The sequence below is a fragment of the Sphingobium sp. YBL2 genome, from assembly GCF_000943805.1.
GTDB lineage: Bacteria > Pseudomonadota > Alphaproteobacteria > Sphingomonadales > Sphingomonadaceae > Sphingobium > Sphingobium fuliginis.
In genome coordinates, this window is the sequence record NZ_CP010954.1 from 682,961 (window position 1) to 704,690 (window position 21,730).

30 protein-coding genes are annotated in these 21,730 nt (G+C 65.6%); 8 read left to right on the forward strand and 22 right to left on the reverse strand.

Annotated elements, in window-relative coordinates:
* The first annotated feature begins 53 nt into the window (after positions 1-53).
* The gene (locus tag TZ53_RS03315; RefSeq protein ID WP_044660403.1) at positions 54-1,070 is read left to right on the forward strand and encodes a threonine aldolase family protein; all 1,017 of its coding nucleotides are present in this window, start codon (positions 54-56) and stop codon (positions 1,068-1,070) included.
* The gene (locus tag TZ53_RS03320; RefSeq protein ID WP_044660404.1) at positions 1,067-1,957 is read left to right on the forward strand and encodes a DMT family transporter; all 891 of its coding nucleotides are present in this window, start codon (positions 1,067-1,069) and stop codon (positions 1,955-1,957) included. The genes TZ53_RS03315 and TZ53_RS03320 overlap by 4 nt, the downstream gene beginning before the upstream one ends.
* Here TZ53_RS03320 and TZ53_RS27085 read toward each other — a convergent pair.
* The 12 genes from TZ53_RS27085 to TZ53_RS03375 form a co-directional block, all read right to left on the reverse strand.
* Positions 1,954-2,109 carry a hypothetical protein gene (locus TZ53_RS27085; protein WP_165363314.1) on the reverse strand — a complete coding sequence of 52 codons (156 nt, stop codon included), beginning with the start codon at positions 2,107-2,109 and terminating at the stop codon, positions 1,954-1,956. The two genes, TZ53_RS03320 and TZ53_RS27085, sit on opposite strands and share 4 nt — an antisense overlap.
* Positions 2,110-2,198: 89 nt before the next feature.
* Entirely contained in the window at positions 2,199-2,996 is a 798-nt protein-coding gene (locus TZ53_RS03325; RefSeq protein ID WP_044660405.1) for an epimerase, read from the reverse strand.
* 14 nt (positions 2,997-3,010) lie between these two features.
* On the reverse strand, positions 3,011-3,373 hold the full coding sequence (locus TZ53_RS03330) for a HesB/IscA family protein (protein ID WP_044660406.1): 363 nt from the start codon (positions 3,371-3,373) through the stop codon (positions 3,011-3,013).
* A 44-nt stretch (positions 3,374-3,417) separates the two neighbouring features.
* Positions 3,418-3,867, reverse strand: coding sequence for an SUF system Fe-S cluster assembly protein (locus TZ53_RS03335; protein ID WP_044660407.1), 450 nt, complete (start codon positions 3,865-3,867; stop codon positions 3,418-3,420).
* A complete protein-coding gene (locus tag TZ53_RS03340) occupies positions 3,864-5,084 on the reverse strand; it encodes a cysteine desulfurase (RefSeq protein ID WP_044660408.1) in 1,221 nt (406 codons plus the stop codon). The genes TZ53_RS03335 and TZ53_RS03340 overlap by 4 nt, the downstream gene beginning before the upstream one ends.
* The gene (locus TZ53_RS03345; RefSeq protein ID WP_044660409.1) at positions 5,081-5,833 is read right to left on the reverse strand and encodes a SufD family Fe-S cluster assembly protein; all 753 of its coding nucleotides are present in this window, start codon (positions 5,831-5,833) and stop codon (positions 5,081-5,083) included. Before TZ53_RS03345 ends, TZ53_RS03340 begins: the two co-directional genes overlap by 4 nt.
* A 145-nt stretch (positions 5,834-5,978) precedes the next feature.
* Positions 5,979-6,725, reverse strand: a complete 747-nt coding sequence (gene sufC, locus TZ53_RS03350; RefSeq protein WP_044660410.1) for a Fe-S cluster assembly ATPase SufC — start codon at positions 6,723-6,725, stop codon at positions 5,979-5,981.
* 3 nt (positions 6,726-6,728) lie between these two features.
* Positions 6,729-7,184 carry a hypothetical protein gene (locus TZ53_RS03355; RefSeq protein ID WP_025549781.1) on the reverse strand — a complete coding sequence of 152 codons (456 nt, stop codon included), beginning with the start codon at positions 7,182-7,184 and terminating at the stop codon, positions 6,729-6,731.
* The gene (locus TZ53_RS03360; RefSeq protein ID WP_044660411.1) at positions 7,181-7,555 is read right to left on the reverse strand and encodes an endonuclease domain-containing protein; all 375 of its coding nucleotides are present in this window, start codon (positions 7,553-7,555) and stop codon (positions 7,181-7,183) included. The genes TZ53_RS03355 and TZ53_RS03360 overlap by 4 nt, the downstream gene beginning before the upstream one ends.
* Positions 7,556-7,674: 119 nt before the next feature.
* A complete protein-coding gene (gene sufB / locus TZ53_RS03365) occupies positions 7,675-9,159 on the reverse strand; it encodes a Fe-S cluster assembly protein SufB (RefSeq protein WP_044660412.1) in 1,485 nt (494 codons plus the stop codon).
* The gene (locus TZ53_RS03370; protein WP_044660413.1) at positions 9,156-9,653 is read right to left on the reverse strand and encodes an RrF2 family transcriptional regulator; all 498 of its coding nucleotides are present in this window, start codon (positions 9,651-9,653) and stop codon (positions 9,156-9,158) included. The genes sufB and TZ53_RS03370 overlap by 4 nt, the downstream gene beginning before the upstream one ends.
* A gap of 106 nt (positions 9,654-9,759) precedes the next feature.
* Positions 9,760-10,590 (reverse strand): helix-turn-helix domain-containing protein, encoded by an 831-nt coding sequence (locus TZ53_RS03375; protein WP_044662826.1) that lies wholly within the window; start codon positions 10,588-10,590, stop codon positions 9,760-9,762.
* A gap of 464 nt (positions 10,591-11,054) precedes the next feature.
* Here TZ53_RS03375 and TZ53_RS03380 point away from each other — a divergent pair, with 464 nt between their 5' ends.
* Together TZ53_RS03380 and ggt are read left to right on the forward strand one after the other, a co-directional pair.
* Complete coding sequence (locus tag TZ53_RS03380; protein ID WP_044662827.1) at positions 11,055-12,092, forward strand: quinone-dependent dihydroorotate dehydrogenase; 1,038 nt, start codon at positions 11,055-11,057, stop codon at positions 12,090-12,092.
* A gap of 48 nt (positions 12,093-12,140) precedes the next feature.
* Positions 12,141-13,841, forward strand: a complete 1,701-nt coding sequence (gene ggt / locus TZ53_RS03385; RefSeq protein ID WP_044660414.1) for a gamma-glutamyltransferase — start codon at positions 12,141-12,143, stop codon at positions 13,839-13,841.
* 52 nt (positions 13,842-13,893) lie between these two features.
* Here the strand turns inward: ggt and TZ53_RS03390 are convergent, their stop codons facing one another.
* The 9 genes from TZ53_RS03390 to TZ53_RS27090 form a co-directional block, all read right to left on the reverse strand.
* Positions 13,894-14,388: a hypothetical protein gene (locus TZ53_RS03390; RefSeq protein ID WP_044660415.1), complete on the reverse strand. Its 495-nt coding sequence runs from the start codon at positions 14,386-14,388 to the stop codon at positions 13,894-13,896.
* A gap of 69 nt (positions 14,389-14,457) precedes the next feature.
* The gene (locus TZ53_RS03395; protein ID WP_025549788.1) at positions 14,458-14,886 is read right to left on the reverse strand and encodes a SufE family protein; all 429 of its coding nucleotides are present in this window, start codon (positions 14,884-14,886) and stop codon (positions 14,458-14,460) included.
* A gap of 203 nt (positions 14,887-15,089) precedes the next feature.
* Positions 15,090-15,323, reverse strand: a complete 234-nt coding sequence (locus TZ53_RS03400) for a hypothetical protein (RefSeq protein ID WP_025549789.1) — start codon at positions 15,321-15,323, stop codon at positions 15,090-15,092.
* 28 nt (positions 15,324-15,351) lie between these two features.
* Complete coding sequence (locus TZ53_RS03405) at positions 15,352-15,603, reverse strand: hypothetical protein (RefSeq protein ID WP_025549790.1); 252 nt, start codon at positions 15,601-15,603, stop codon at positions 15,352-15,354.
* Positions 15,604-15,634: 31 nt separating this feature from the next.
* Positions 15,635-15,958: a hypothetical protein gene (locus tag TZ53_RS03410; protein WP_044660416.1), complete on the reverse strand. Its 324-nt coding sequence runs from the start codon at positions 15,956-15,958 to the stop codon at positions 15,635-15,637.
* A 128-nt stretch (positions 15,959-16,086) separates the two neighbouring features.
* A complete protein-coding gene (pspC, locus tag TZ53_RS03415) occupies positions 16,087-16,467 on the reverse strand; it encodes an envelope stress response membrane protein PspC (RefSeq protein ID WP_025549791.1) in 381 nt (126 codons plus the stop codon).
* 1 nt (position 16,468) lies between these two features.
* Entirely contained in the window at positions 16,469-16,765 is a 297-nt protein-coding gene (pspB, locus tag TZ53_RS03420) for an envelope stress response membrane protein PspB (protein WP_025549792.1), read from the reverse strand.
* Positions 16,766-16,768: 3 nt separating this feature from the next.
* A complete protein-coding gene (gene pspA / locus TZ53_RS03425; protein ID WP_044660417.1) occupies positions 16,769-17,437 on the reverse strand; it encodes a phage shock protein PspA in 669 nt (222 codons plus the stop codon).
* Positions 17,438-17,475: 38 nt separating this feature from the next.
* On the reverse strand, positions 17,476-17,649 hold the full coding sequence (locus TZ53_RS27090) for a hypothetical protein (RefSeq protein WP_165363315.1): 174 nt from the start codon (positions 17,647-17,649) through the stop codon (positions 17,476-17,478).
* A gap of 175 nt (positions 17,650-17,824) precedes the next feature.
* Between TZ53_RS27090 and pspF the strand changes: the two genes are divergently transcribed.
* Complete coding sequence (pspF, locus tag TZ53_RS03430; RefSeq protein WP_025549794.1) at positions 17,825-18,841, forward strand: phage shock protein operon transcriptional activator; 1,017 nt, start codon at positions 17,825-17,827, stop codon at positions 18,839-18,841.
* Positions 18,842-18,981: 140 nt separating this feature from the next.
* Here pspF and TZ53_RS03435 read toward each other — a convergent pair whose 3' ends face one another.
* Positions 18,982-19,860 carry a 3-hydroxybutyryl-CoA dehydrogenase gene (locus tag TZ53_RS03435; protein WP_044660418.1) on the reverse strand — a complete coding sequence of 293 codons (879 nt, stop codon included), beginning with the start codon at positions 19,858-19,860 and terminating at the stop codon, positions 18,982-18,984.
* Positions 19,861-20,039: 179 nt separating this feature from the next.
* On the opposite strand from TZ53_RS03435, the gene TZ53_RS03440 reads away from it, so the two are divergent.
* Genes TZ53_RS03440 through tolR form a run of 3 tightly spaced genes read left to right on the forward strand, consistent with a single transcriptional unit; the run spans position 20,040 to position 21,716 of the window.
* Complete coding sequence (locus tag TZ53_RS03440; protein WP_044660419.1) at positions 20,040-20,510, forward strand: YbgC/FadM family acyl-CoA thioesterase; 471 nt, start codon at positions 20,040-20,042, stop codon at positions 20,508-20,510.
* Positions 20,507-21,226: a protein TolQ gene (tolQ, locus tag TZ53_RS03445; RefSeq protein ID WP_044660420.1), complete on the forward strand. Its 720-nt coding sequence runs from the start codon at positions 20,507-20,509 to the stop codon at positions 21,224-21,226. Before TZ53_RS03440 ends, tolQ begins: the two co-directional genes overlap by 4 nt.
* A gap of 22 nt (positions 21,227-21,248) precedes the next feature.
* Positions 21,249-21,716, forward strand: a complete 468-nt coding sequence (tolR, locus tag TZ53_RS03450) for a protein TolR (RefSeq protein ID WP_025549797.1) — start codon at positions 21,249-21,251, stop codon at positions 21,714-21,716.
* Positions 21,717-21,730: the final 14 nt, after the last annotated feature.

The following is a 21,730-nucleotide window of genomic DNA, read 5'->3' on the forward strand; positions in this document are numbered from 1 at the left end:
TCCGATGGGGGTGGCATCTTGGCGCTGGAGCGCGGCGGGGCTATCGCTGCGCCATGCACTTTTTTTCCGACAATGCGACGCCGGTCTGTCCGGAGGTGATGGCGGCCATCGCGGCCGCTGACCATGCCGACCATGGCTATGACGGCGATGGCTGGAGCGCCCGGCTGAACGGCGCCTTTTCCGACCTGTTCGGGACGCAGGCGGTGGCGCTGTGGATCGCGACGGGCACGGCGGCGAACAGCATCGCGCTGGCCTGCCTCTGCCCGCCCTATGGCGGGGTGCTGTGCCATGAGGAGGCGCATATCGTCGTCGACGAATGCGGCGCGCCCGGCTTCTACACCCATGGGGCGAGCCTGATGGCGCTGCCCGGCGCGGGCGCGAAACTGTCGCCCGATGCCGTGACCGCTCGGCTGAGGGCGATCCGCCCCGATGTGCATCAGGTGCCGGCGCGGGCGATCAGCATCACCCAGGCGACCGAATATGGGGTGGTCTACAGCCCCGATGAGGTGGCGGCGCTGGGCGATCTGGCGCGGGAACATGGGCTGGGTTTCCACATGGACGGGGCGCGCTTCGCCAATGCGGTGGCGCATCTGGGCTGCCATCCGGGCGATGTGACCTGGCGGGCGGGCGTCGACATACTCTCTTTCGGCTGCGTCAAAAATGGCGGGATGATCGGGGAGGCTCTGGTCTTTTTCGGGGACCGGGCGGAGGCGCGGGCGGCCGAAGCGGCGCGTTGGCGCAAGCGGGCGGGGCATCTCTTCTCCAAGGGGCGCTATCTCGCGGCGCAGGCGCTGGCGATGGTCGAGGGCGACCTCTGGCTGCGCAATGCGCGGGCGGCCAATGCGGCGGCCCAGGCGCTGGCGGAGGGCGCGGCGGGTCGGCTGATGCATCCGGTCGAGGCCAATGAGCTGTTCGTGCGGCTCACCGAAGCGGAAAGGGCGCAGTTGCGGGCGCAGGGCTTCGATTTCTACGATTGGGGCGCGGATGCGGCGCGGCTCGTCACCAACTGGTCGCAGGATGCCGCCAGCGTGCAGCCTCTGGCCGATGCGCTGAGGGCGTTGAAGGGATGAGGCAAGGCAAGGGCGTCGTCCTGCCCTTCATCCTCGTCACGCTGATCTGGAGTTCGACCTGGATCGTCATCCGCGACCAGTTGGGCAGCGTGCCGCCAAGCTGGTCGGTCTGCTACCGCTTCCTGCTGGCCGGGGTGGCGATGGCGATCTTCGCCCGGCTGCGCGGCGTGCCGCTCAGCATCGGCGGCAGGGGGCTGGTCTTTGCGGGCCTGCTGGGCGTGGCGCAGTTCGTGATGAACTTCAACTTCGTCTATCGCGCGGAGCATTATCTGACGTCCGGCGTGGTGGCGGTGGTCTATGCGATGCTGCTGATCCCCAACAGCGTCCTTGCCTTCCTCTTCTTCCGCCAGCCGGTGAGCCGGGCTTTCATCGCCGGATCGATGGTGGCGGTGGCGGGGATCGCGCTGATGCTGGCGCATGAATATCGCGCGGCGAGCGTGCGGCCGGACATGGTGATTCTGGGAGCCGCTTTCTCCGTTGCGGGGCTGCTGAGCGCGTCCGCCGCCAATGTCATGCAGGGGATGGAGATCGCCCGGCGGCTGCCGATGGTGGCGGTGCTGGCCTGGGCGATGCTGATCGGTGCGGGGGTGGATGCGCTGTTCGCCTGGATTACGACCGGGCCGCCGGTGATCGAGGCGCGATGGAGCTATCTGGCGGGAATCGCCTGGCTGGGGCTGGCCGGATCGGTCGTGACCTTTCCGCTTTATTTCCGGCTGATCCAGAGCATGGGCGCGGGGCGCGCGGCCTATAGCAGCGTGCTGATCCCGGTGATCGCGATGCTGATCTCCACGCTGGTGGAGGGCTATCGTTGGACGGCGCTGGCGGGTGCGGGTGCGCTGCTGGCGATAATCGGGATGGTCGTGGCGCTGCGGACCAAGCAGGCTTAACGGCGGACGCCGGGCCGATAGAGCCGCTTGGCCGCGTTCACCCGGTCGATCAGGCTGGCGAGCGGGACAGGCGCGGATGCGGCGCGTTCGGGCAGGGACAGGCTGTTGATGCGCTGGCCAAGGGCGGTGAAGGCGTGATCGAAGCGGTCCATCTCTTTAGTCCCCGAAAGCTGAAGGACAGCCATCGGGCAGGGATGGTTAAGAAGGCGTTAGCGATGACCGGGCTTTGCGGCGGAGCGAGTCACAGGCAGGCGCGCAACCCTTGGCGATAGGTTGGATAGCGGGGCGACCAGCCCAGCAACCGCTTGGCCCGACCGTTCGCGACCCGGCGGTTTTCGGCGTAGAAGGACCGGGCCATGGGGGTGAGCTGGGCTTCCTCCAGCGTCAATAGCGGCGGCAGCGGTTGGCCAAGCAGGGCGCAGGCCGCTTCGATCAGACGGTTCTGCGCGCAGGGCAAGTCGTCCGAAAGATTGTAGATGCCTGGCGGTCCCTGATGAATCGACGCGACGATGCCCGCGCCGATATCGTCGACATGGGCCCGGCTGAACACCTGATCGGGCAGATCGATGCGATGCGCCCGCCCTTCCCGCACGCGATCCAGCACCGAGCGGCCGGGGCCGTAGATACCGGGCAGGCGGAAACGCCGCACATCGGGGCGAAGCGCACTCCAGTCGGCGTCGGCCTGCGCCCGTGCGGCGCGGCGACCCTGACGGAGAGGGGTGGCTTCATCGACCCATGCGCCCGCCGCATCGCCATAGACTCCGGTGGAGGAGAGATAGCCTGTCCAGATCGCGGGCGCGGCGGCGATGGCCGCGCCATAGCGGCTGAGGACGGGGTCGGCATCTCCCTCCGGCGGAACGGACGAGAGGATATGGCTGGCCTGCGCGATGGCGGCGCGGACGGCGTCTTCATCATCGAAGGCGAGCGCTTCGGCATCGGCGGTGCGGCGGACGCCGGTGACGTGCCAGCCTTCTTCGCGAAGGCGGACAGCCAGGCGGGAAGCGGTGTAGCCTTGCCCCAGAATGAGCATATGGGGCATGAAACACTATTCCCTCAGACCGTGAAGCTCTCGCCGCAGCCGCAACTGCCCTTGGCATTGGGGTTGTTGAAGACGAAACCGGCGGTGAAGTCGTCCTCCACCCAGTCCATCGTCGACCCGACCAGATAGAGCACCGACGCGCCGTCGATGTAGAAGGCGCCGCCGGGGGTCTCGATCTTCTCGTCGAACTTCGCTTCCTCGCTCACATAGTCGACCGAATAGGCAAGGCCCGAACAGCCACGGCGCGGGGTCGAGAGCTTGACGCCGATCGTGCCTTCGGGAGCCTGGCTCATCAGGTCGGCGATGCGCTGCTCCGCGCTCGGCGTCAGGATGACGGCGGCGGGGCGGGCTCGAGTCTTGGTCGTCGTTTCGGTCATTTCCGTTCCTTCTTCCCTCCTCCCGCCTGCGGGAGGGGAGAGTGTTACAACATCCCCAGTTCGAGCTTCGCCTCATCGGACATTTTCTGCGGGTCCCATGGCGGGTCCCAGACGAGGTTCACCTGCGCGTCGCCGACGCCGGGCACCGCGCCGACGCGCAGCTCGACTTCGCCGGGCATGGATTCGGCCACCGGGCAGTGCGGCGTGGTCAGCGTCATGGTGACGACGGCATGGCCGTCCTCCGTCACGTCGACGCCGTAGACGAGGCCCAGATCGTAGATATTGACCGGAATTTCCGGGTCGTAGATTTCCTTGAGCGCGTCGATGATCGCGTCGTAGAGGCTGCCGCCCGGCTCACCCTTCGGCGTTTCCGTCGGCTTGGCGCTCAGGAAACCGTCCAGATAGTCGCGCTGGCGCGGTTCTTCCACGCGCGCCTTTGGCGGGGTCTCCACCGCCGCGACCTCTTCCACCAAAATCTTGCGTTCCTCGGTCATCCGAAGATCTTCCTCACTCGTTCAATCCCTTTGACCAGCGCGTCCACGTCGCCCTCGTCGCTATAGATGCCGAAGCTGGCCCGCGCGGTCGCCTCGACGCCCAGATGGCGCATCAACGGCTGCGCGCAATGATGCCCCGCCCTGATGGCCACGCCCGTTTCGTCCAATATGGTGCCGACATCGTGCGGATGAACCCCCTCGACCTCGAAAGAGAGGATTCCCGCGCTGTCCTGCGGCCCGAAGACGCGGACGCTGTTGAGGCTTTCCAGCGCGGCCCGCGCTTTGCCGACCAAAGCGCATTCATGGGCGTGGATCGCGTCGAGCCCGATGGCCTGCACATAGTCGATCGCCGCCGACAGGCCGACGACGCCCGTGATATGCGGCGTGCCCGCTTCGAACCGCGTCGGCGCAGGGGCATAGGTGGTTTTTTCGAACGTCACCTTGTCGATCATCGACCCGCCCCCCTGATAGGGAGGCATGGCGTCCAGCAGTTCCTTGCGGCCCCAGAGCGCGCCGATGCCGGTCGGGCCGTAGAGCTTGTGCGCGGAAAAGACGTAGAAGTCGCAGTCCAGCGCCTGCACGTCGACGGCGAGGCGCGGCACGGCCTGACAGCCGTCGATCAGGATTTTCGCGCCGACGCTGTGCGCGATGTCGGCGGCGCGGCGGACGTCGAGTACGCTGCCCAGCACGTTCGACACATGGGCCAGCGCAACCATCCTGTGCGCCGGGGTGATCATCGCGGCCATGGCGTCGAGGTCGATCCTGCCGTCGGCCGTCAACGGCACCACGTCGATCTGCGCGCCGACTTTCTCGGCCACGATCTGCCAGGGGACGATATTGCTGTGATGTTCCAGCATCGAGAGCAGGATGCGGTCGCCGGCTTTGAGCTGCGTCCCCGCCCAGCTTTGCGCGACGAGGTTGATGCCCTCGGTCGCGCCGCGGACATAGACGATCTCGCTGTCCGACTGCGCGCCGATGAAGCTGGCGACCTTCCGCCGCGCCGCTTCATAGGCGAGCGTCATATTGGCTGAACGCTCATAGACGCCGCGATGGACGGTGGCGTAGTCCGGCCCATAGGCGCGGGCGATCGCGTCGATCACCGCATGGGGCTTCTGCGCGGTGGCGGCGCTGTCGAGATAATGCCATTTGCCCCCCGCACTGTTCAAAAGACCGGGGAAGTCGTCGCGCAGCCGCAGCGCCTGGGCGAGGTCGCTCATACCAGTGCCTCCAGCTTGGCGAGCGCGGCGGCCTCAAGGCTGTCCTTGACCGCTTCATCCGCCACATCGTCGAACACGCCCGCGACAAAGGCCTTCAGCAGCAGCGTCTTGGCCGTCGCCGGGTCCATGCCGCGGCTGGCCATGTAGAACAGCGCCTGCCTGTCCAGTTCGCCCACGGTCGCGCCATGGGCGCATTTCACATCGTCGGCGTAGATTTCCAGCTCCGGCTTGGCATTGGCCGTGGCGGTGCGGTCCAGCAGCATGGCCTTGACCGACTGGAAGGCGTCGGTGCGCTGCGCGTCGCGAGCGACGTTGATGCTGCCCAGATAGCTGCCGGTGGCGCGCTGGCCCAGGATGGAGCGGATCGTCTGGCCGCTGGTCGAGTCCGGCTGCGCATGGGTGACGGCGGTGACGATCTCCAGCACCTGGTCGCCGCCGCCGATGATCGCGCCGTTCAGTTCGAAATGGCTGCCCTTGCCCAGCGTGACGGCGAAGGTCACGCGGCCCAGTTTCCCACCGATATTGAGGACATGGAAATCGCAGCGCGCGCCGTCCGCGATGTCGATGACATAATCATGCACTGCGGCCGCGCCGTCGGCTGCGTCCTGCAACAGATGGTGGCGCGCGCTTTCCCCGGCGGCGACATCGATCCGCGTCGGCGCGGGGGTCGGCCAGATGGCGGCCAGCGCGTCGAGGTCGCTGTAGCGCCATTCCTCGGCCTTGCGCGTGGGAAGGGTGAGCGCGTTCATTCGATAAACCCGTTCGGGCTGTCCGAGCGAGCCACTTGTCTCGCTCGAATGTCGAAGCCCAGTCCTTTCTTCGAGGAAAAACAAGGCCGTTGGCTATTGCCGCCCTCCGGGTCGACAGGCTCAGGGCGCACGGAACCGGGAAGCATCATGCCGCAACCACCTCGGCATAGCCTTCGCGCTCCAGTTCCAGCGCCAGTTCGGGACCGCCCGATTTCACGATCCGTCCCGCCGCCAGCACATGCACGAAGTCCGGCTTCACATAGTCGAGCAGGCGCTGATAATGGGTGATGAGCAGCACCGCCTTGTCGGGCCTGCGCATGATGGCGTTGATGCCCGCGCCCACGATCTTGAGCGCGTCGATGTCGAGGCCGGAGTCGGTCTCGTCCAGTATCGCCAGCCTGGGGTCGAGAATGCCCATCTGCACCATTTCGGCGCGCTTCTTCTCGCCGCCCGAAAAGCCGACATTCACCGGGCGCTTCAGCATCTCCATATCGAGGCCCAGCAGAGCCGCCTTTTCCTTGGCGAGCTTGATGAACTCGCCGCCCGACAGCGGTTCCTCGCCCCGCGCCTTGCGCTGCGAATTGAGGCTCTCGCGCAGGAATTGCAGGTTGGAGACGCCCGGAATCTCGACCGGATATTGGAAACCGAGGAACAGGCCAGCGGCGGCGCGCTCATGCGGTTCCATCTCGAACAGGTCCGCGCCCTCGAAGGTCGCGGTGCCGCCGGTGACCTCATAATGGGGGCGACCGCCCAGCGTATAGGCCAGCGTCGACTTGCCCGCGCCGTTCGGTCCCATGATCGCGTGGATCTCGCCCGCCTTGATGGAGAGCGACAGGCCTTTCAGGATCGCCTTGCCGTCGATTTCGTTGGTGAGATTGTCGATCGTCAGCATCTTTTATCCCTTATGCGCGCGCTGGAGCGTCCGCGCTGTCCAGAAGGCCATGTCCCGCACATCGCCCGGCGCGGGGAACAGCGTGTCGATATGCCGCTTGATGGGCATATAGGGCCACCAGTCGGCGCCGGGTTCGGGCGCGCCCTTTTCCAGCACGCCGGTCACGAACTCCGTCACCGGACCCATGCGGGCGAGATTGGGGGCCTTGGCCTTGTGGAAGGCCTTGTCGGTCCTGAGGCGCTCGGTAAAGGCGGCGTCGCCCTTGTCCAGTGCGGCGCGGCATTCGGCCTGATAGGCGTCGAGGTCGCCGAAATCCTTGGCCGCGCGTGCCTGAAGCTCGCCCTCTTCCAGCTCATAATCTTCGGTCAGGATGCGGATCGCAGCGGTCCAAGCCTGGCCGTTTCCGACATCCTCCGCGAAATCCGCGAGGGCGTCCTGAATATCGTCTTCGTCGCTCAAGAGTCTTGGTCCTCTAAAAGCCCCTCCCCTTCAGGGGAGGGGTTGGGGTGGGGGCTGGCCCAACGATCCGGCGCCTGTTCAAGCGCGCCGAAGATCGCGGCACAAACCCCTTCGATATTCTGCATCACGTCATGGTTGGCGATACGGATGATGCGGTAGCCCAATGCGTTCAGCGTCGTATCGCGCGCCTTATCCGACCCCGCTCTATGCGTATCGCCATCGACTTCGACGATCAGCGCTTTTTGCGGGCAGAGGAAGTCGACGATGAAGGGACCGATCACGGGCTGGCGGCGGAATTTATAGCCGCCGAGCTGCGAGCGGGAGAGTTTTGCCCAGAGGCGCCTTTCCGGTTCGGTCGGTTCGCGGCGCATTTTGTGGGCGAAGCCTGCCAATTGAGCGAGGCGACCAGCGGAGAGCCCCCACCCCCGGCCCCTCCCCTGAAGGGGAGGGGAGTTTAGGCGCGTGGCCTGGTCGAGAGGGTTCAGGCTCCTCAACCGACCGACCCCTCCAGCGAAATGCCCAGCAGCTTCTGCGCCTCGACGGCGAACTCCATCGGGAGTTGTTGCAGCACTTCGCGCGCGAAGCCGTTGACGATCAGGCTGACGGCCGCTTCCTGATCCAGCCCGCGCTGCATCGCGTAGAACAACTGGTCGTCGCTGATCTTGCTGGTGGTCGCCTCATGCTCGATCTGCGCCGAGGGGTTGCGCACCTCGATATAGGGCACGGTATGCGCGCCGCACTGGTCGCCCAGCAGCAGGCTGTCGCACTGGGTGAAGTTGCGCACGCCCTCCGCGCCCGGCGCGACGCGCACCAGCCCGCGATAGGTGTTGTTGGACCGCCCGGCGCTGATCCCCTTGGACACGATGGTCGAACGCGACCCCTTGCCATTGTGGATCATCTTGGTGCCGGTATCGGCCTGCTGCAGATTGTTGGTCAGCGCCACCGAGTAGAATTCGCCTACGCTGTTCTCGCCATTCAGCACGCAGCTTGGATATTTCCAGGTGATGGCGGAGCCGGTTTCCACCTGGGTCCAGCTCACCTTCGAGTTGCGGCCCTGGCAGAGCGCCCGCTTGGTCACGAAATTATAGATGCCGCCCCTGCCATTCTCGTCGCCGGGGTACCAGTTCTGGACGGTTGAATATTTGATCTCCGCATCGTCCAGCGCGACCAGTTCCACGACCGCCGCATGAAGCTGATTCTCGTCGCGCATCGGCGCGGTGCAGCCTTCGAGATAGGAGACATAGCTCCCCTCATCCGCGACGATCAGCGTTCGCTCGAACTGGCCCGTATTCTCCGCATTGATGCGGAAATAGGTGGAAAGCTCCATCGGGCAGCGCACGCCCTTGGGGATGTAGACGAAGGTGCCGTCGGAGAAGACCGCGCAGTTGAGCGTCGCGAAATAATTGTCGTGCATCGGCACGACCTTGCCCAGCCACTTCTTCACAAGGTCCGGATATTCGCGCACCGCCTCGCTGATCGAGCGGAAGATGACGCCCGCTTCCTCCAACTCCTTGCGGAAGGTGGTGGCGACCGAGACGCTGTCGAACACCGCGTCGACGGCGACCTTGCGGCTGCCCTTCACCCCGGCGAGCACTTCCTGTTCGGCAATGGGGATGCCCAGCTTCTCATAGGTGGCGCGAATCTCCGGATCGAGTTCGTCCAGCGACTCCAGCTCCGCCTTCTTCCTGGGCTCGGCGTAATAATAGGCGTCCTGATAGTCGATCGGCGGAATGTTGAGCTTGGCCCAGTCCGGCGCTTCCATCTGCCGCCACATGGCGAACGCCTTCAGCCGCCATTCCAGCAGCCATTCGGGCTCCTGCTTCTTGGCGGAGATGAAGCGGACCGTGTCCTCGTTCAGCCCTTTGGGCGCGAAGTCCTGCTCGATGGCGGAGGACCAGCCATGTTCGTAGGTGGAGGCGCGATCGGCGGCCTCCTGCGCTTCGAGGTTGCGAACGGTGGTGGCTTCTTCGGTCATAGCGTCTGCTCTGCAACTCGTTTCTCGACTTCGCCCGAAACGAACGGAGGCGGGGTGACTTCTCTGGCGAGGCTGGCGATGGTGACGGCGGCGAGCGCCGACCGGATCGCATTGTTCGCCACATTCATGTGCGGACGGACGCGGCAGTCCTGCTCCAGCGAGCAGTCATGCGCGCCCATTTCGGTGCAGGCGGTCATGGCGATGGGGCCTTCCACCGCCTCCACCACATCGGCCAGGGTGATCGCGGCGGGCGGGCGGCTGAGGCGCACGCCGCCGCCGGTCCCCCGGCTCGATTCGAGCAGTCCGGCGGCCGAGAGGCGGCTCACCAGCTTCTGCGCGGTGGGCAGGGGAATGCCGGTTTCGGCGGAGAGCGTGGTCGCGTTCATCTTCACATATTTGCTGGTCGCAGGGTCAAGCCCAGCGCCCGCTCCGCAATGGCGGGCGGCGGCGGACATCAGCACCACGGCATAATCTGCGAAACTCGAAAGCCTCATGACCCTGCGTCTTGCGAACCATTCTCAAATCGGATCGAATCAATCCGATTGCGCATATGGTCCCGCCCGCGCGCCGAATCAAGGCATTTTTGCTTGGAACGAAGGCTTAGCTGAAACGGTTGATTACGGCCACGTCCCCGCCCAGCGAGCGGCGCAGCAGGGTGAGTTGCGCCACGGCGCTGGGTTCGGTCTGCAACTGATGCGGGGTCAGGCCGATGAAATGCTTGATCTCCCGAATGAAATGCGACTGGTCGTAGAAACGCCCGTCGTCGCACAGCGCCTGCCAGCTTTCATGATCCAGCGCGATTCGCGCGCTGCATCGAAGCGCCCGATATTTGCGCGCCAGCAGCTTGGGCGGGCAGCCATAATATTTGTTGGTGAGCCGGGCGAGCTGGCGCGGCGAGAGGCCGGTGATGTCGGCCAGCGTCTCGATCCGCGGGGAGCCTTCCCCCATCAGCCAGCCGTCCACCGCCTCCAGCAGCCGCCATGTCGCTTCCGGCAGCGGGACCAGCCTTTCCGACAGGAAGGACCAGCAAAGCGCCGCCATCCCCTCCGCATCGTCGGTGGCGCGGAGCTGGTCGAGCAAATCGCGGTAGCCGCCAAGATGCGCCATTTCCTGCACGCGATCCGTAAGCGTGCTGGCATCCCCCCCATGCAGGGCGATCCATCCTGCCGGCAGCAGCGAAATGCCGACCACCCGGCCCGGCCCCGTCAGTTCGAAGCGGGTCGCGCCCATGGTCGGACCCAAAAGGCAGACTTCGGGCGTCGGCAATATCGTTCCGTCGTGGAAATGATAATTGCCGCTATTGTCCAGCATGAAGCGAAGTTGCGGTACGTCAGCGCGTGTCACATCCGAATAATGTTCGGCCGTTTCGGTAAAGATATAAAGCGAACCGAAATAGGCGTTGAGTTGTTCGGGCGGCGCGAAATAGCGCAACCGCACCGGTCCCTGTGCCGCGTCGACGGTATAGGACAGCGGCGCATGACCATCTCTTGCCGTGATATTCGACGCCCCCCCGGGCGCCCCGCCTTTATGCGACCGCATATTTCACCCCAGCACGCAATATGCGCCATCGGGGTGAAGGTGCAAGGGCTATGCTTGACGGGATGCCACTTTCCGTCTTGTCCGGAGACGATGAACGGGGGTTCCCGTAAAAACGACCCGGCGGTTTTCACCGCCGGGTCAGGAAAAGGTCTCGTCAGCCATATGGCCTAGAGCCTTCGGGTCGCAGGACTCTCTTACGTCCGAATCGGGGAAATTTTATTGGATGGATCGGACATCGGCCGGACCAAAACGGGACGAATCCACGGAATCTTGTTAAGAAATGCCGTTCCTTCCTTACTGTTGCCGCGTTGCAACAGCGACTCGACGCCGGCCGTCCGCGCTGGCATAGCGCGGCCATGTCGTACCGCCTGATCCGCCCCCTGTTTTTCGCTCTGGACGCCGAGCGCGCCCATCATCTGTCCATCAAGATGCTGCGCCTGATGCCGGTGCCGCCTACGCTGGAACCCGATTCGATGCTGGCGCAGACCGTGGCGGGCATCGCCTTTCCCAATCCGGTGGGCCTGGCGGCGGGTTATGACAAGGAAGGACTGGTCGCGCACAAGATGCACGGGCTGGGCTTCGGCTTTGCCGAGTTGGGGACGCTGACCCCCCTGCCCCAGCAGGGCAATCCCCTGCCCCGGCTGTTCCGCCTGGCGGAGGATCGGGCGGTGATCAACCGCATGGGCTTCAACAATGGCGGCCAGGCGGCGGCGGCGGAACGGATCGCCAAGCGCAGGCGGCCGGGCGGCCCCGTCATCGGCATCAACATCGGCGCCAACAAGGATGCGGCCGACCGGATCGCTGACTATGCCACCGGCGTCACCTGCATGGCTCCGCTGGCCGATTATCTGACGGTCAATATCTCCTCCCCCAACACGCCGGGATTGCGCGCGCTTCAGGACCGGGCGGCGTTGGACCAGTTGCTGGGCGCGGTCATGGCGGCGCGGGGGGCGAATCGGACGCCGGTCTTCCTGAAGGTGGCCCCTGACCTGGAGCCCGCCGATGTGGAGGATATTGCCGCCGCCTGCATCGACCACAGGATCGACGCGCTGATCGTGTCCAACACCACCATTTCCCGGCCGTCGCTGCAGTCTCCGCTGGCGGGGGAGGCTGGCGGCCTGTCCGGCGCGCCGCTGCACGATCTGGCGCTGCAAAGGCTGCGCGACTTCCGCCGGGCGCTGGGCACGCGGCTGCCGCTGATCGGCGTGGGCGGGATCGCCACGGCGGACCAGGCCTATGCCCGCATCCGGGCGGGGGCCAGCCTGATCCAGCTCTACAGCGCGCTGGTCTATGAGGGGCCTTATCTCGCCCGGCGGATCAATGCCGGGATCAAGGCGCTGATGGCGCGCGACGGCGTGGGGAATATCAGCGAGATAGTGGGTATCGACGCCTGATCCGTCCTATGGGTTGCGAACCGCAACGCAGCGACTAGGGTGCCGGACATGACTTTTCGCCTTTCCGGCCTGCTGGCTGCCTTCACCCTTCATGCCCTTTCCCCCTCTCCGCTCGCCGCGCGGGAGCCGGTCGCGGTCAACGCCACCGTGTCCGCCGCCGATCCCCGGGCGGCGGAGGCGGGGCAGGAAATATTGCGCAAGGGCGGCAGCGCCACCGACGCCGCCATCGCCATGATGCTGACGCTGAACGTCGTGGAGCCGCATAATAGCGGCATCGGCGGCGGCGGCTTCCTGATGCATCATGATGGGCGGACCGGCGTGCTGGAATCGATCGACGGGCGGGAGACGGCTCCCGCGGCGGCGCGGCCCGACCGTTTCATGGGGGCGGACGGCCAGCCCCTCTCCTTCCGCGAAGCCTGGCCGGGCGGCTATTCCGTCGGCGTGCCCGGCAATGTCCGCCTTGCCTGGGACGCGCATCGCAAATGGGGCAAGCTGCCCTGGGCCGAGCTGTTCCAGCCCGCCATCCGCTTTGCCGAACAGGGATTCGAGGTGCGCCAGCGGCTCGACACGGCGATGAAAGCGGTTGCCCCGGTCTGGGCCGATTTTCCGGAAATCCAGAAATATTTCTGGATCGACGGCAAGCCGGCGCCGATGGGCACGATCCTCAAGAATCCGCCGCTTGCCGCGCTGTTCAAGCGGATCGCGGCGGAGGGACCGGATGCCTTCTATCGGGGCGACAATGCTCGGATGATGGCCGAAACCGTCACCAACGCGCCGAAAAACCCGGTGCCGATGACGGAGGCCGACCTCGCCGCCTATCGGGCGAAGCCGCGCAAGCCCGTCTGCGGCCCCTATCGCGCCTATACGGTCTGCGGCATGGGGCCCGCCTCGGCGGGCGGCATCACCGTCCTTCAGGTGCTGGGCATGGTGGAGCGATTCCCGCTGGCGCAATGGGGCAAGGACGATCCCCGGTCCTGGCATGTCATCGGGGAGGCGATGCGGCTCGCCTATGCCGACCGGGACACCTGGCTGGGCGACCCGGAATTCGTGTCCGTGCCCATCGCGGGGCTGATCGATCCCGGCTATCTGAAGCAGCGTTCGGCGCTGATCGGCATGGGCAGGGCGCTGAACGACTATCGCCCCGGCACGCCGCCGGGCGCGGAGAAGCGCACCGCCGCCCGGCCCCAGCCGGAATCGGGCACCAGCCATTTCGTCGCGGTGGACCGCAATGGCGATATTGCCGCCTGGACCTCCACCATAGAGAGCTTCTTCGGCAGCCAGCTCGTCGCCAATGGCGTGATCCTGAACAATGAACTGACCGATTTCAGCTTCACCCCCGAAAAGGACGGCGCGCCGGTCGCCAACCGGGTCGAGCCGGGCAAGCGGCCGCTGTCGTCCATGTCGCCCACCATCGTCTATGATGCGGCGGGAACCCCGGTCTTCACCATCGGCGCGGCGGGCGGCAGGACCATCATCATGCAGGTCGCCAAGGCGCTGATCGCGCATTTCGACTGGGGGATGTCGGCGCAGGATTCGATCGCCCTGGGATTCCTGTTCTTCGACCGGGACGGACTGGTCGTGGAACAGGGCACGTCGCTGGAGGGCATGAAGGCACCGTTGGAGAAGCTGGGGCACAAGGTATCGGTCAGCCGCTTCGGCCTGAAGGCCAATGCGGCGGAGCGGACGGCGGACGGCCATTGGGTCGGCGGCGCCGATCCGCGCAGCCCGGGCGTGTCGTTGCAGGAGTGACGCCCTTTCCGCGCACCCTGTTCGCGCGCAGGAGCACGGTGCTCCGGGCAGGCTACCCCTTCAAATCCAGGCCGGCGACGTTGAACTGGAAGGGGAAGACCTTGTCCTTCGGCCCGACCACCAGGTTCACCTTGATCGTCCGGCTGTCCTTGATCGCGTCATAGGCCCCGGCGGCGGGCAGGACTTCGATACCGTCCTTGTTCTCGGTCATCCGGCCCTTCCATTCTTGGGTCTTGCCGTCTTCCGTGACCGCCGTGACCTTGCAGTCCGACAGGTCGCAGGTGAAGGGCGCGCCGACCAGCTTGATCGTCACATCTGCCCCGCCCTCCTGCATGGGCTGGACCAGCAGCACGCCGAAGGTGTCGGCCGCGGTTATGGTCTGGACCGCATTGGCGCTGCCGATATAGGCGACCTTGGGCTTTCCGCCCTCGCCGCCCTCATATTTCCAGACCTGCCCGATCTGGTCGCGCTGCGTCGGTCCCTTGTCCTCGGAGGATGAGCAGGCCGCGATCAGCCCCAGGGCGGCAAGCACCGCTATCGATCGCATCGCGTTTCTCCTTCTGTCCGTTTCGATGTCGGAAGGAGAACGCATGGCCCCTGCGGGGTTTCCCTCCGCTCAGCTATAGCGGGCTGCGGTTTCCCGGATCAGCGCGATCATGTTGGGAATGCCCTGCGTCCGATTGGAGCTCAACTGGTTGCGCAGGTCGAACGGCGCCAGCGCGCCTTCGATGTCCGTGGCGGCGATGGCCGCAGGCGGCTGGTCCTGCACGGTCAGGAGGACGAGCGCGATGATCCCCTTGGTGATCGCCGCATTGCTGTCCGCCAGGAAGTGGAGCCGTCCCCCGCCGGCAGAACCGGCGTCGATCACGGTCGGATAGACCCAGACCGCCGCCGAGCAGCCCCGGACCAGCGTGGCGTCGGTCTTGAGCGCGTCGGGCATCGGCTCCAGCGCCTTGCCCAAATCGATCAGCAGGCGATAGCGGTCGTCGGCATCGAGAAATTCATATTCTTCGACCAGATCGGCAAGGACGGGCAATTGGGTCATGGCCGCCCATATAGGGGTAAAATCGGGCGGGGGAAGGCGGTTTCCGCTGCTGCTCCGTCCCCCTTGAGGCAGGTTGGAGGGACAGACGGAGCAAGCCGGTCGACCTGTCCGGCAAGGATGGAAGCGACTGCGCCGCCATCACGCCCGCCCCCTGCCCACGCCCCCTGCCCCCGCCCCCTCGCGGGAGGGGGAGCATCGGATTTTCAGAGGTCCACGCCCGCGGCGATCGCTTCCAGCTTGCGGATGCGTTCCTTGAGGTCGGCCACCTCGATCCGCGTCGCGGTGGAGGGTGGTGCTGCCTCGTCCGTTCCGCGGGCGAGTTCCGCGCGCTTCAGGTCCAGCCAGCCATTCCATCCCCGCAGGGCGGTGGCGGCGACGATGGCGAGTCCGGTCAGACCCGCGACCGCCAATGTCAAAGTGATGAGGGGGTCCTGCATATCGTCCTCCCTGTGATGGTGGGCCGCGTCAGTCGCGATCCCGGAGCTTGTCGAATTCGCGGTCCAACGCGGTGCTGCTGTCCGTGGCCAGCCGTTCCAGCACGGCGACCCGGTCCTTCAGCGCCTTCACCTCCGCACGGAGCCGTTCGGCTTCCGGATCGGGTCCGCGCTGGACCAGTTCCTCGCCCTTGTGGCGGCGGACGATGCCATATTTGGCGCGAACGACGCTGGCGATTGCCGCTATGGCGACGATGGCGACGACCATTTCGAACGGATTCATGACTTTTTTCCCTTGCTGAGCGTGGGGCCCTTCAGTTGGCGGGGCCGCGCAGGCGCTCGATTTCCCTGTTCAATGCGTGACTTTCATCGGTGACGATGCGCTCGACCACGGCCAGCCTGTCCTTCATCGATCCGAGTTCGGCACGAAGCTGGGCGTTTTCCTGGGTCAGCAGGCTGATCCGTTCCATCGCCTCATTGCCCGCCCTGGGATAGACGGCCTGGCCCCAGGCCCCATCCAACGGATAACCATGCTTGATCCGCAGCCAGGTGGTGAAGATCCATCCGCCCACACCGATCCCGGTACAGATCGCGATCAGCGGCGCGAGTTGCGCGAACATCGCGAATTGTTCCGACATGGCAAACCTCCCTCATTCCGCTCCCCATGGGCGCGGCCCATCAGATGTTGGATTTCTCAGACAAATTGGCCGGCTTTTCGACAGGCTCCCAAGCCCGTTCGATAAACGGCGTAGGCGATGCGATTCCGTCAGCGCAGGCTGTCGATCTCATCCGCCAGCCTGGTGTTGCGGCTGGTATAGTAGGTTTCGATGTCGGCCAGGCGCCGGTCGATGTCGCGGAACTTGGACCGCACGTCGCGGGTGGAGCGCGCCGGATTGGTGCGCACGCCCTGCCAGAATTTCTGGTCGTCGCGGTCGGCATAGAGGCCCAGCGGCTTGTTCTCGGCAAAATAGGCGACGACGAAATAGGCGATCAGCGTCCAGGGAAAGGCCCCCATCAGCGTCACCAGCACGGCGCCGACCCGGACCCACAGCACGTCGATCCCCGTATAGTCGGCAATGCCGGCGCAGACGCCCATCCATTTGCCGTTCTGCTTGTCGAGATAGAATTTGGTGCGACGGGCAGCCATCTCAATTCCTCCTGTCGGGATTTTGGCGTTCGGGATATGGGCGGTCGAACTCATAGCCATCGTCCTGCGACGGACGGGCGGGGCGGAAATCGGGGTTGTCGGCGGCGACGATCCGTTCGACCGTCTGCAGCCGCTCCTCCAGCCGCCGGGCGAGCAGGTGAAGCTCGTCCAGCAGCTTCTCGTCCTCATCGGTGATCTTGGGCGCCTGCTTCCACTTGGTGACATAGTGGAAGATCAGCCAGGGCATGCCGATGAACAGCATGCCGCAGATCATGATGGGCAGGAACACGTCCTCCATGCGTCACTCTCCCTTGTTCATGAACGCCTTGAGCGCGGCCAGTTCGGCATCGACCTTGTCGCTGGCCTTCAGCTCGGCAATCTCTTCCTCCAGCGTCTTGGGCTGGGCGCCAAGACCCATGGCGTCCGCGCGGCCTTCGGCCATGTCGACCCGCCGTTCCAGCATGTCGAAGCGGGCGAAGGCGTCGTTCACCTTCTCGCCGGCATAGGCTTCGCGGACGCGCAGGCGATTCTGGGCGCTTTCCATGCGGGTCACAAGGCTGTTCTGGCGGGCGCGCGCCTCGCGCAGCTTGGCCTGGAGCTTTGCGATGTCCTCTTCGGAGGCGCGCAGCGCTTCGTCCAGCACCCCGATCTCATGGGAAAGCTGCTCCGCCATGTCGGCTGCCTTCTGCTTTTCCACCAGCGCGGCCTTGGCAAGGTCTTCGCGGTCCTTGCTGAGCGCGAGCTGGGCCTTTTCCGTCCAGCTGTCCTGCAGGCCCTGAAGCTTGGCGATGTGGCGCCGCATTTCCTTCTGGTCGGCGATGGTGCGGGCAGCAGAGGCGCGCACCTCGACCAGCGTCTCCTCCATTTCGAGGATGATCATGCGGATCATCTTCGCCGGGTCTTCCGCCCGGTCGAGCAGGTCGGTGACATTGGCGGCGATGATGTCGCGGGTGCGGGAGAAAATACCCATTTGAACTTCACTCCTGGTACGAACTTGTTAGGCAGGCCTTACGCCAGATAGTGCAAGGCTGCGGGGCATTCCTTGTTCGCGAGCATCGGGATTTCGCTGGCGCGGGCCGGGCCGACCGCCGAAAGGATCAGGGTCGATCCGAACAGGACGGAGGCGATGGCGACGGACAGGAACTGGCCGATTTCGCGAACGCTGTTGCTTTGCTTTTCCATGATAAACTCCTGAACCTTGGCCTTCGTCGATGTGCCGCTTGATGCGTCAGCGGCTTCGCTTTCCAACTTTGCAGAAGCCGTGCCAATTTGCGGAAATGACGGAATTTCGCGGTTTTTTACGATTGTCCGAATATTGGGCTTGCCGAAAGATGGGAAATTTCACCATAAGTTGGGGATGGAGAAAAATACCCAGTTCGTCGGCCAGTCGCTGGCCTTTCTGGATGCGGTCGAGCAGGCCGGGCGGGCGGCAGAACTCAACCGGCCGGTCCTGGTCATCGGCGAACGCGGGACCGGCAAGGAACTGATCGCCGAGCGCCTTCACCACCTCTCGCCGCGCTGGGACGAACCGCTGATCGTCATGAACTGCGCGGCCCTGCCCGAAACGCTGATCGAGGCGGAACTGTTCGGCCATGAACAGGGCGCGTTTACGGGCGCGGCGCGGGCGCGGGCGGGGCGGTTCGAGGAAGCCGATGGCGGCACGCTGTTTCTGGACGAGCTGGGCACGCTGTCCATGGCGGCGCAGGAGCGGCTGCTGCGGGTCATCGAATATGGCGAGGTGACGCGGATCGGGGCGTCGAAGCCCATGACCGTCGACGTGCGGATCGTCGCGGCGACCAATGAGGATTTGCCCGCCGCCGCCGATGCCGGGCGGTTCCGGCCCGACCTGCTGGACCGGCTGAGCTTCGAGGTGATCACCTTGCCGCCGCTGCGGGCGCGGGAGGGGGATGTCGCGGTGCTGGCCGATCATTTCGGGCGGCGCATGGCGGCGGAGATCGGCTGGCCGCAATGGCCGGGCTTTTCCGCCGCCTGCATGGCCGAGCTGGAGGCGCATGACTGGCCCGGCAATGTGCGCGAGCTGCGCAATGTGGTGGAACGGGCCGTCTATCGCTGGAATGAGCCCGGGCGGCCGGTCGCGGCGATCGTGTTCGATCCCTTCGCCTCGCCGTGGAAGCCCAAGGCGTTGATGCCGGCAAGGGTGGAGGCGGAGGCGGGTCCGTCAGCCGTCCAGATAGCGAACGGCCATGACGCGATCACCGACCTCAAATCCGCCGTCGATGCGCATGAGGCCGCCATCGTGCGGGCGGCGCTGGAGCGCTACCGCTACAACCAGCGCGCGACGGCGAAGGGATTGGGGCTGACCTATGACCAGCTTCGCCATTGCATGAAGAAACATGGGTTGAGCGCGGGGTAGCCACCTCCCGCAAGCGGGACGGGCTGGAGGTGGGGGTGGGCATGCCGCGCCAGCGGCAATTTGCAACTGAGGACAGAAGCTCGCTCCGCTCGCGCCCACCCCTAACCCCTCCCGTCTACGGGAGGGGGACTATTGTCCTCTTAACGCGTCGGCACGGGCTCCGCGCCCGAATAATCGTAAAAGCCCTTGCCGGTCTTCCGCCCGAGCCAGCCCGCCTCGACATATTTCACCAGCAGCGGCGCGGGGCGATATTTGGGATCGCCGGTCGTGTTCTGCAGCACCTTGCAGATTTCCAGGCAGGTATCGAGGCCGATGAAATCCGCCAGCGTCAGCGGACCCATGGGATGGTTGAGGCCCAGCATCGCGCCCTTGTCGATGTCGACCACGCTGCCCACGCCCTCGCCCAGCGCGAACACCGCCTCGTTGAGCATCGGCAGCAGGATGCGGTTCACCACGAAGCCCGGCGCGTCGAAGGCATGGACGACCTGCTTGCCCAGGCTGGCGGCGAATGCTTCCACCGCGCTCACCGTCTCCGCGCTGGTGGCGAGGCCGCGAATGACCTCGACCAGCGCCATGACCGGCACCGGGTTGAAGAAATGCACGCCCACGAAGCGCCCCGCATCGGGCGCCGCCTGCGCCAGCCGGGTGATCGGGATGGAGGAGGTGTTGGAGGCGAGGATCGCATCGCCGGCCAGCAGGGCGCCGACATTGGCGAAGATCGAACGCTTGATCTCTTCCCGCTCGGTCGCGGCTTCGATCACCAACTGGCAGGCGGCCAGCGGCGCGACTTCGCCCACCGGCGTGATCCGGGCGATGGCTGCGTCGGCGTCGGCCTGCGCCAGCTTGCCCTTTTCCACAGCCTTTGCGAGTTGACGGATGATGCCGTCGCGGCCCTTCTGCGCGCGGGGCAGATCGATGTCGGACAGGATCACCTCATAGCCCGCCTGCGCCGCCACCTGCGCGATGCCCGCGCCCATCTGGCCCGCGCCGATCACGCCCACGGTCCGAATATCCGTCATTGCCGAAACCCTCCTGCACTGAATCCTGTTCGCCGTCCCCGTAGCGCCATGGCAGGCGGGCCGCCAGAGCTTCCGCACGGGCGAAAGCGGACGGAAAGCCCCGGACGGTCGGCGGAGCGCTGATCTTTCTGTGATTTCCCGCTTTGCGCCGCGCCTGCTTGATGGTTAAAAGCCCCGGCATGTCCGTTTCAGACCTGCTGCCCGCGCCGGCGACCGGAAGGTTCATTGCCGCCGTGCATCACTTCCCGCTGCGCGTCTATTTCGAGGACACCGATCTGTCCGGCCTCGTCTATCACGCCAATTATCTACGCTATATGGAGCGGGCGCGGTCGGACATGCTGCGCATCGCGGGGATCGACCAGCGCGGCAATCTGGAGGGGGGAGAGGGCGTCTATGCCGTCACCGACCTTCAGCTCCATTACCGCCGCCCCGCCCGGCTGGACGATGACCTGATGGTCGTGAGCCGCGTCACCAAAGTCGGCGCCGCTTCATGTTCCATTCATCAGACGGTCATGCGCGATGGGGAAATACTGACGCAAGGCGATGTTTCCGTCGCCTTCCTGACGCCCCAGGGCCGCCCGCGCCGGCAACCCAAGCCCTGGACCGACATTTTCAGCCGTTTGATGAGAGGGGAAGACATCAACCCATGAGCCTTTCGATGCCCGACGTTGGCCTTGCGGTCGGCAATGCCGCGCAAGCCGCCACCATTTCGCCGCTGGCCCTGTTCCTTCAGGCCGACATCGTCGTGAAGGTGGTGATGCTGGGCCTGCTGCTGGCCAGCATCTGGACCTGGGCGATGATCATCGGCTTCAGCTTCACCCTGCGCAAGGCGAGCCGGCAGAGCCGGGCGTTCGAGCAGGATTTCTGGAAGGCGGAGGATATAGACCGCTTCTATGAAGCCCGCGGCAAGGCGGAATTCCCCGCCGCCAGGGTGATGGCTGCGGGCGTCACCGAATGGCGACGCTCCACCGCGCAGAAGGTGATCGACCGGGAGGGCACCCGCGACCGGCTGTCGACCGCCATGTCCAGCACCATCGCGGCGGAGGTCGACCGGCTGTCGGACCGGCTGAACATCCTGGCCACCATCGGGTCGGTCGCGCCCTTCGTCGGGCTGTTCGGCACGGTATGGGGCATCATGCGGGCCTTCACCAGCATCGCGGCGGAGCAGAACAGCAGCCTGGCGGTCGTGGCGCCGGGCATTGCGGAGGCGCTGTTCGCCACCGCCATCGGCCTGTTCGCGGCGATCCCGGCGGTGATCGCCTACAACCGCTTCAGCCATGGCATCAACCGGATGGAATCGGGGCTGACGCGCTTTGCCGACGGCTTCTATTCGACGCTGAGCCGCGAGCTGGAGGCGCAGCGGTGACGGGTGAAAGAGGAGCGCGCTGATGGCCATGTCCGGACCTCCCTCCGGCCGGCGCGGCCGTCACCGCGCGCCGATGGCGGACATCAACGTCACGCCGCTGGTCGACGTCATGCTGGTGCTGCTGATCATCTTCATGGTGACGGCGCCGCTGCTGGTCACGGGCGTGCCGGTGAACCTGCCCGAAACCCGCGCCAAGGGGCTGGACCAGGACCAGAAGCCGACCGTGGTGTCGATCGACCGCGACGGCGGCGTCTTCATCGACGACGCGCAGATCAGCGACGCCGAACTGCCCGGCCGCCTGGCCGAGATCATGTCCGCCAATGCCGGCAAGGCCGAACCGCCGCAGATATTCCTGCGCGCCGACAAGGGATTGGACTATGGCCGGGTAATGCTGGTCATGGGCGAGCTGAACCGGGCGGGACTCAACAAGGTCGCGCTGGTCAGCACCGGTTCCGAAGGCGGTTCCGCTGTCAGCAGCGGTTCAGAATAGGGGCCATAGGTCGT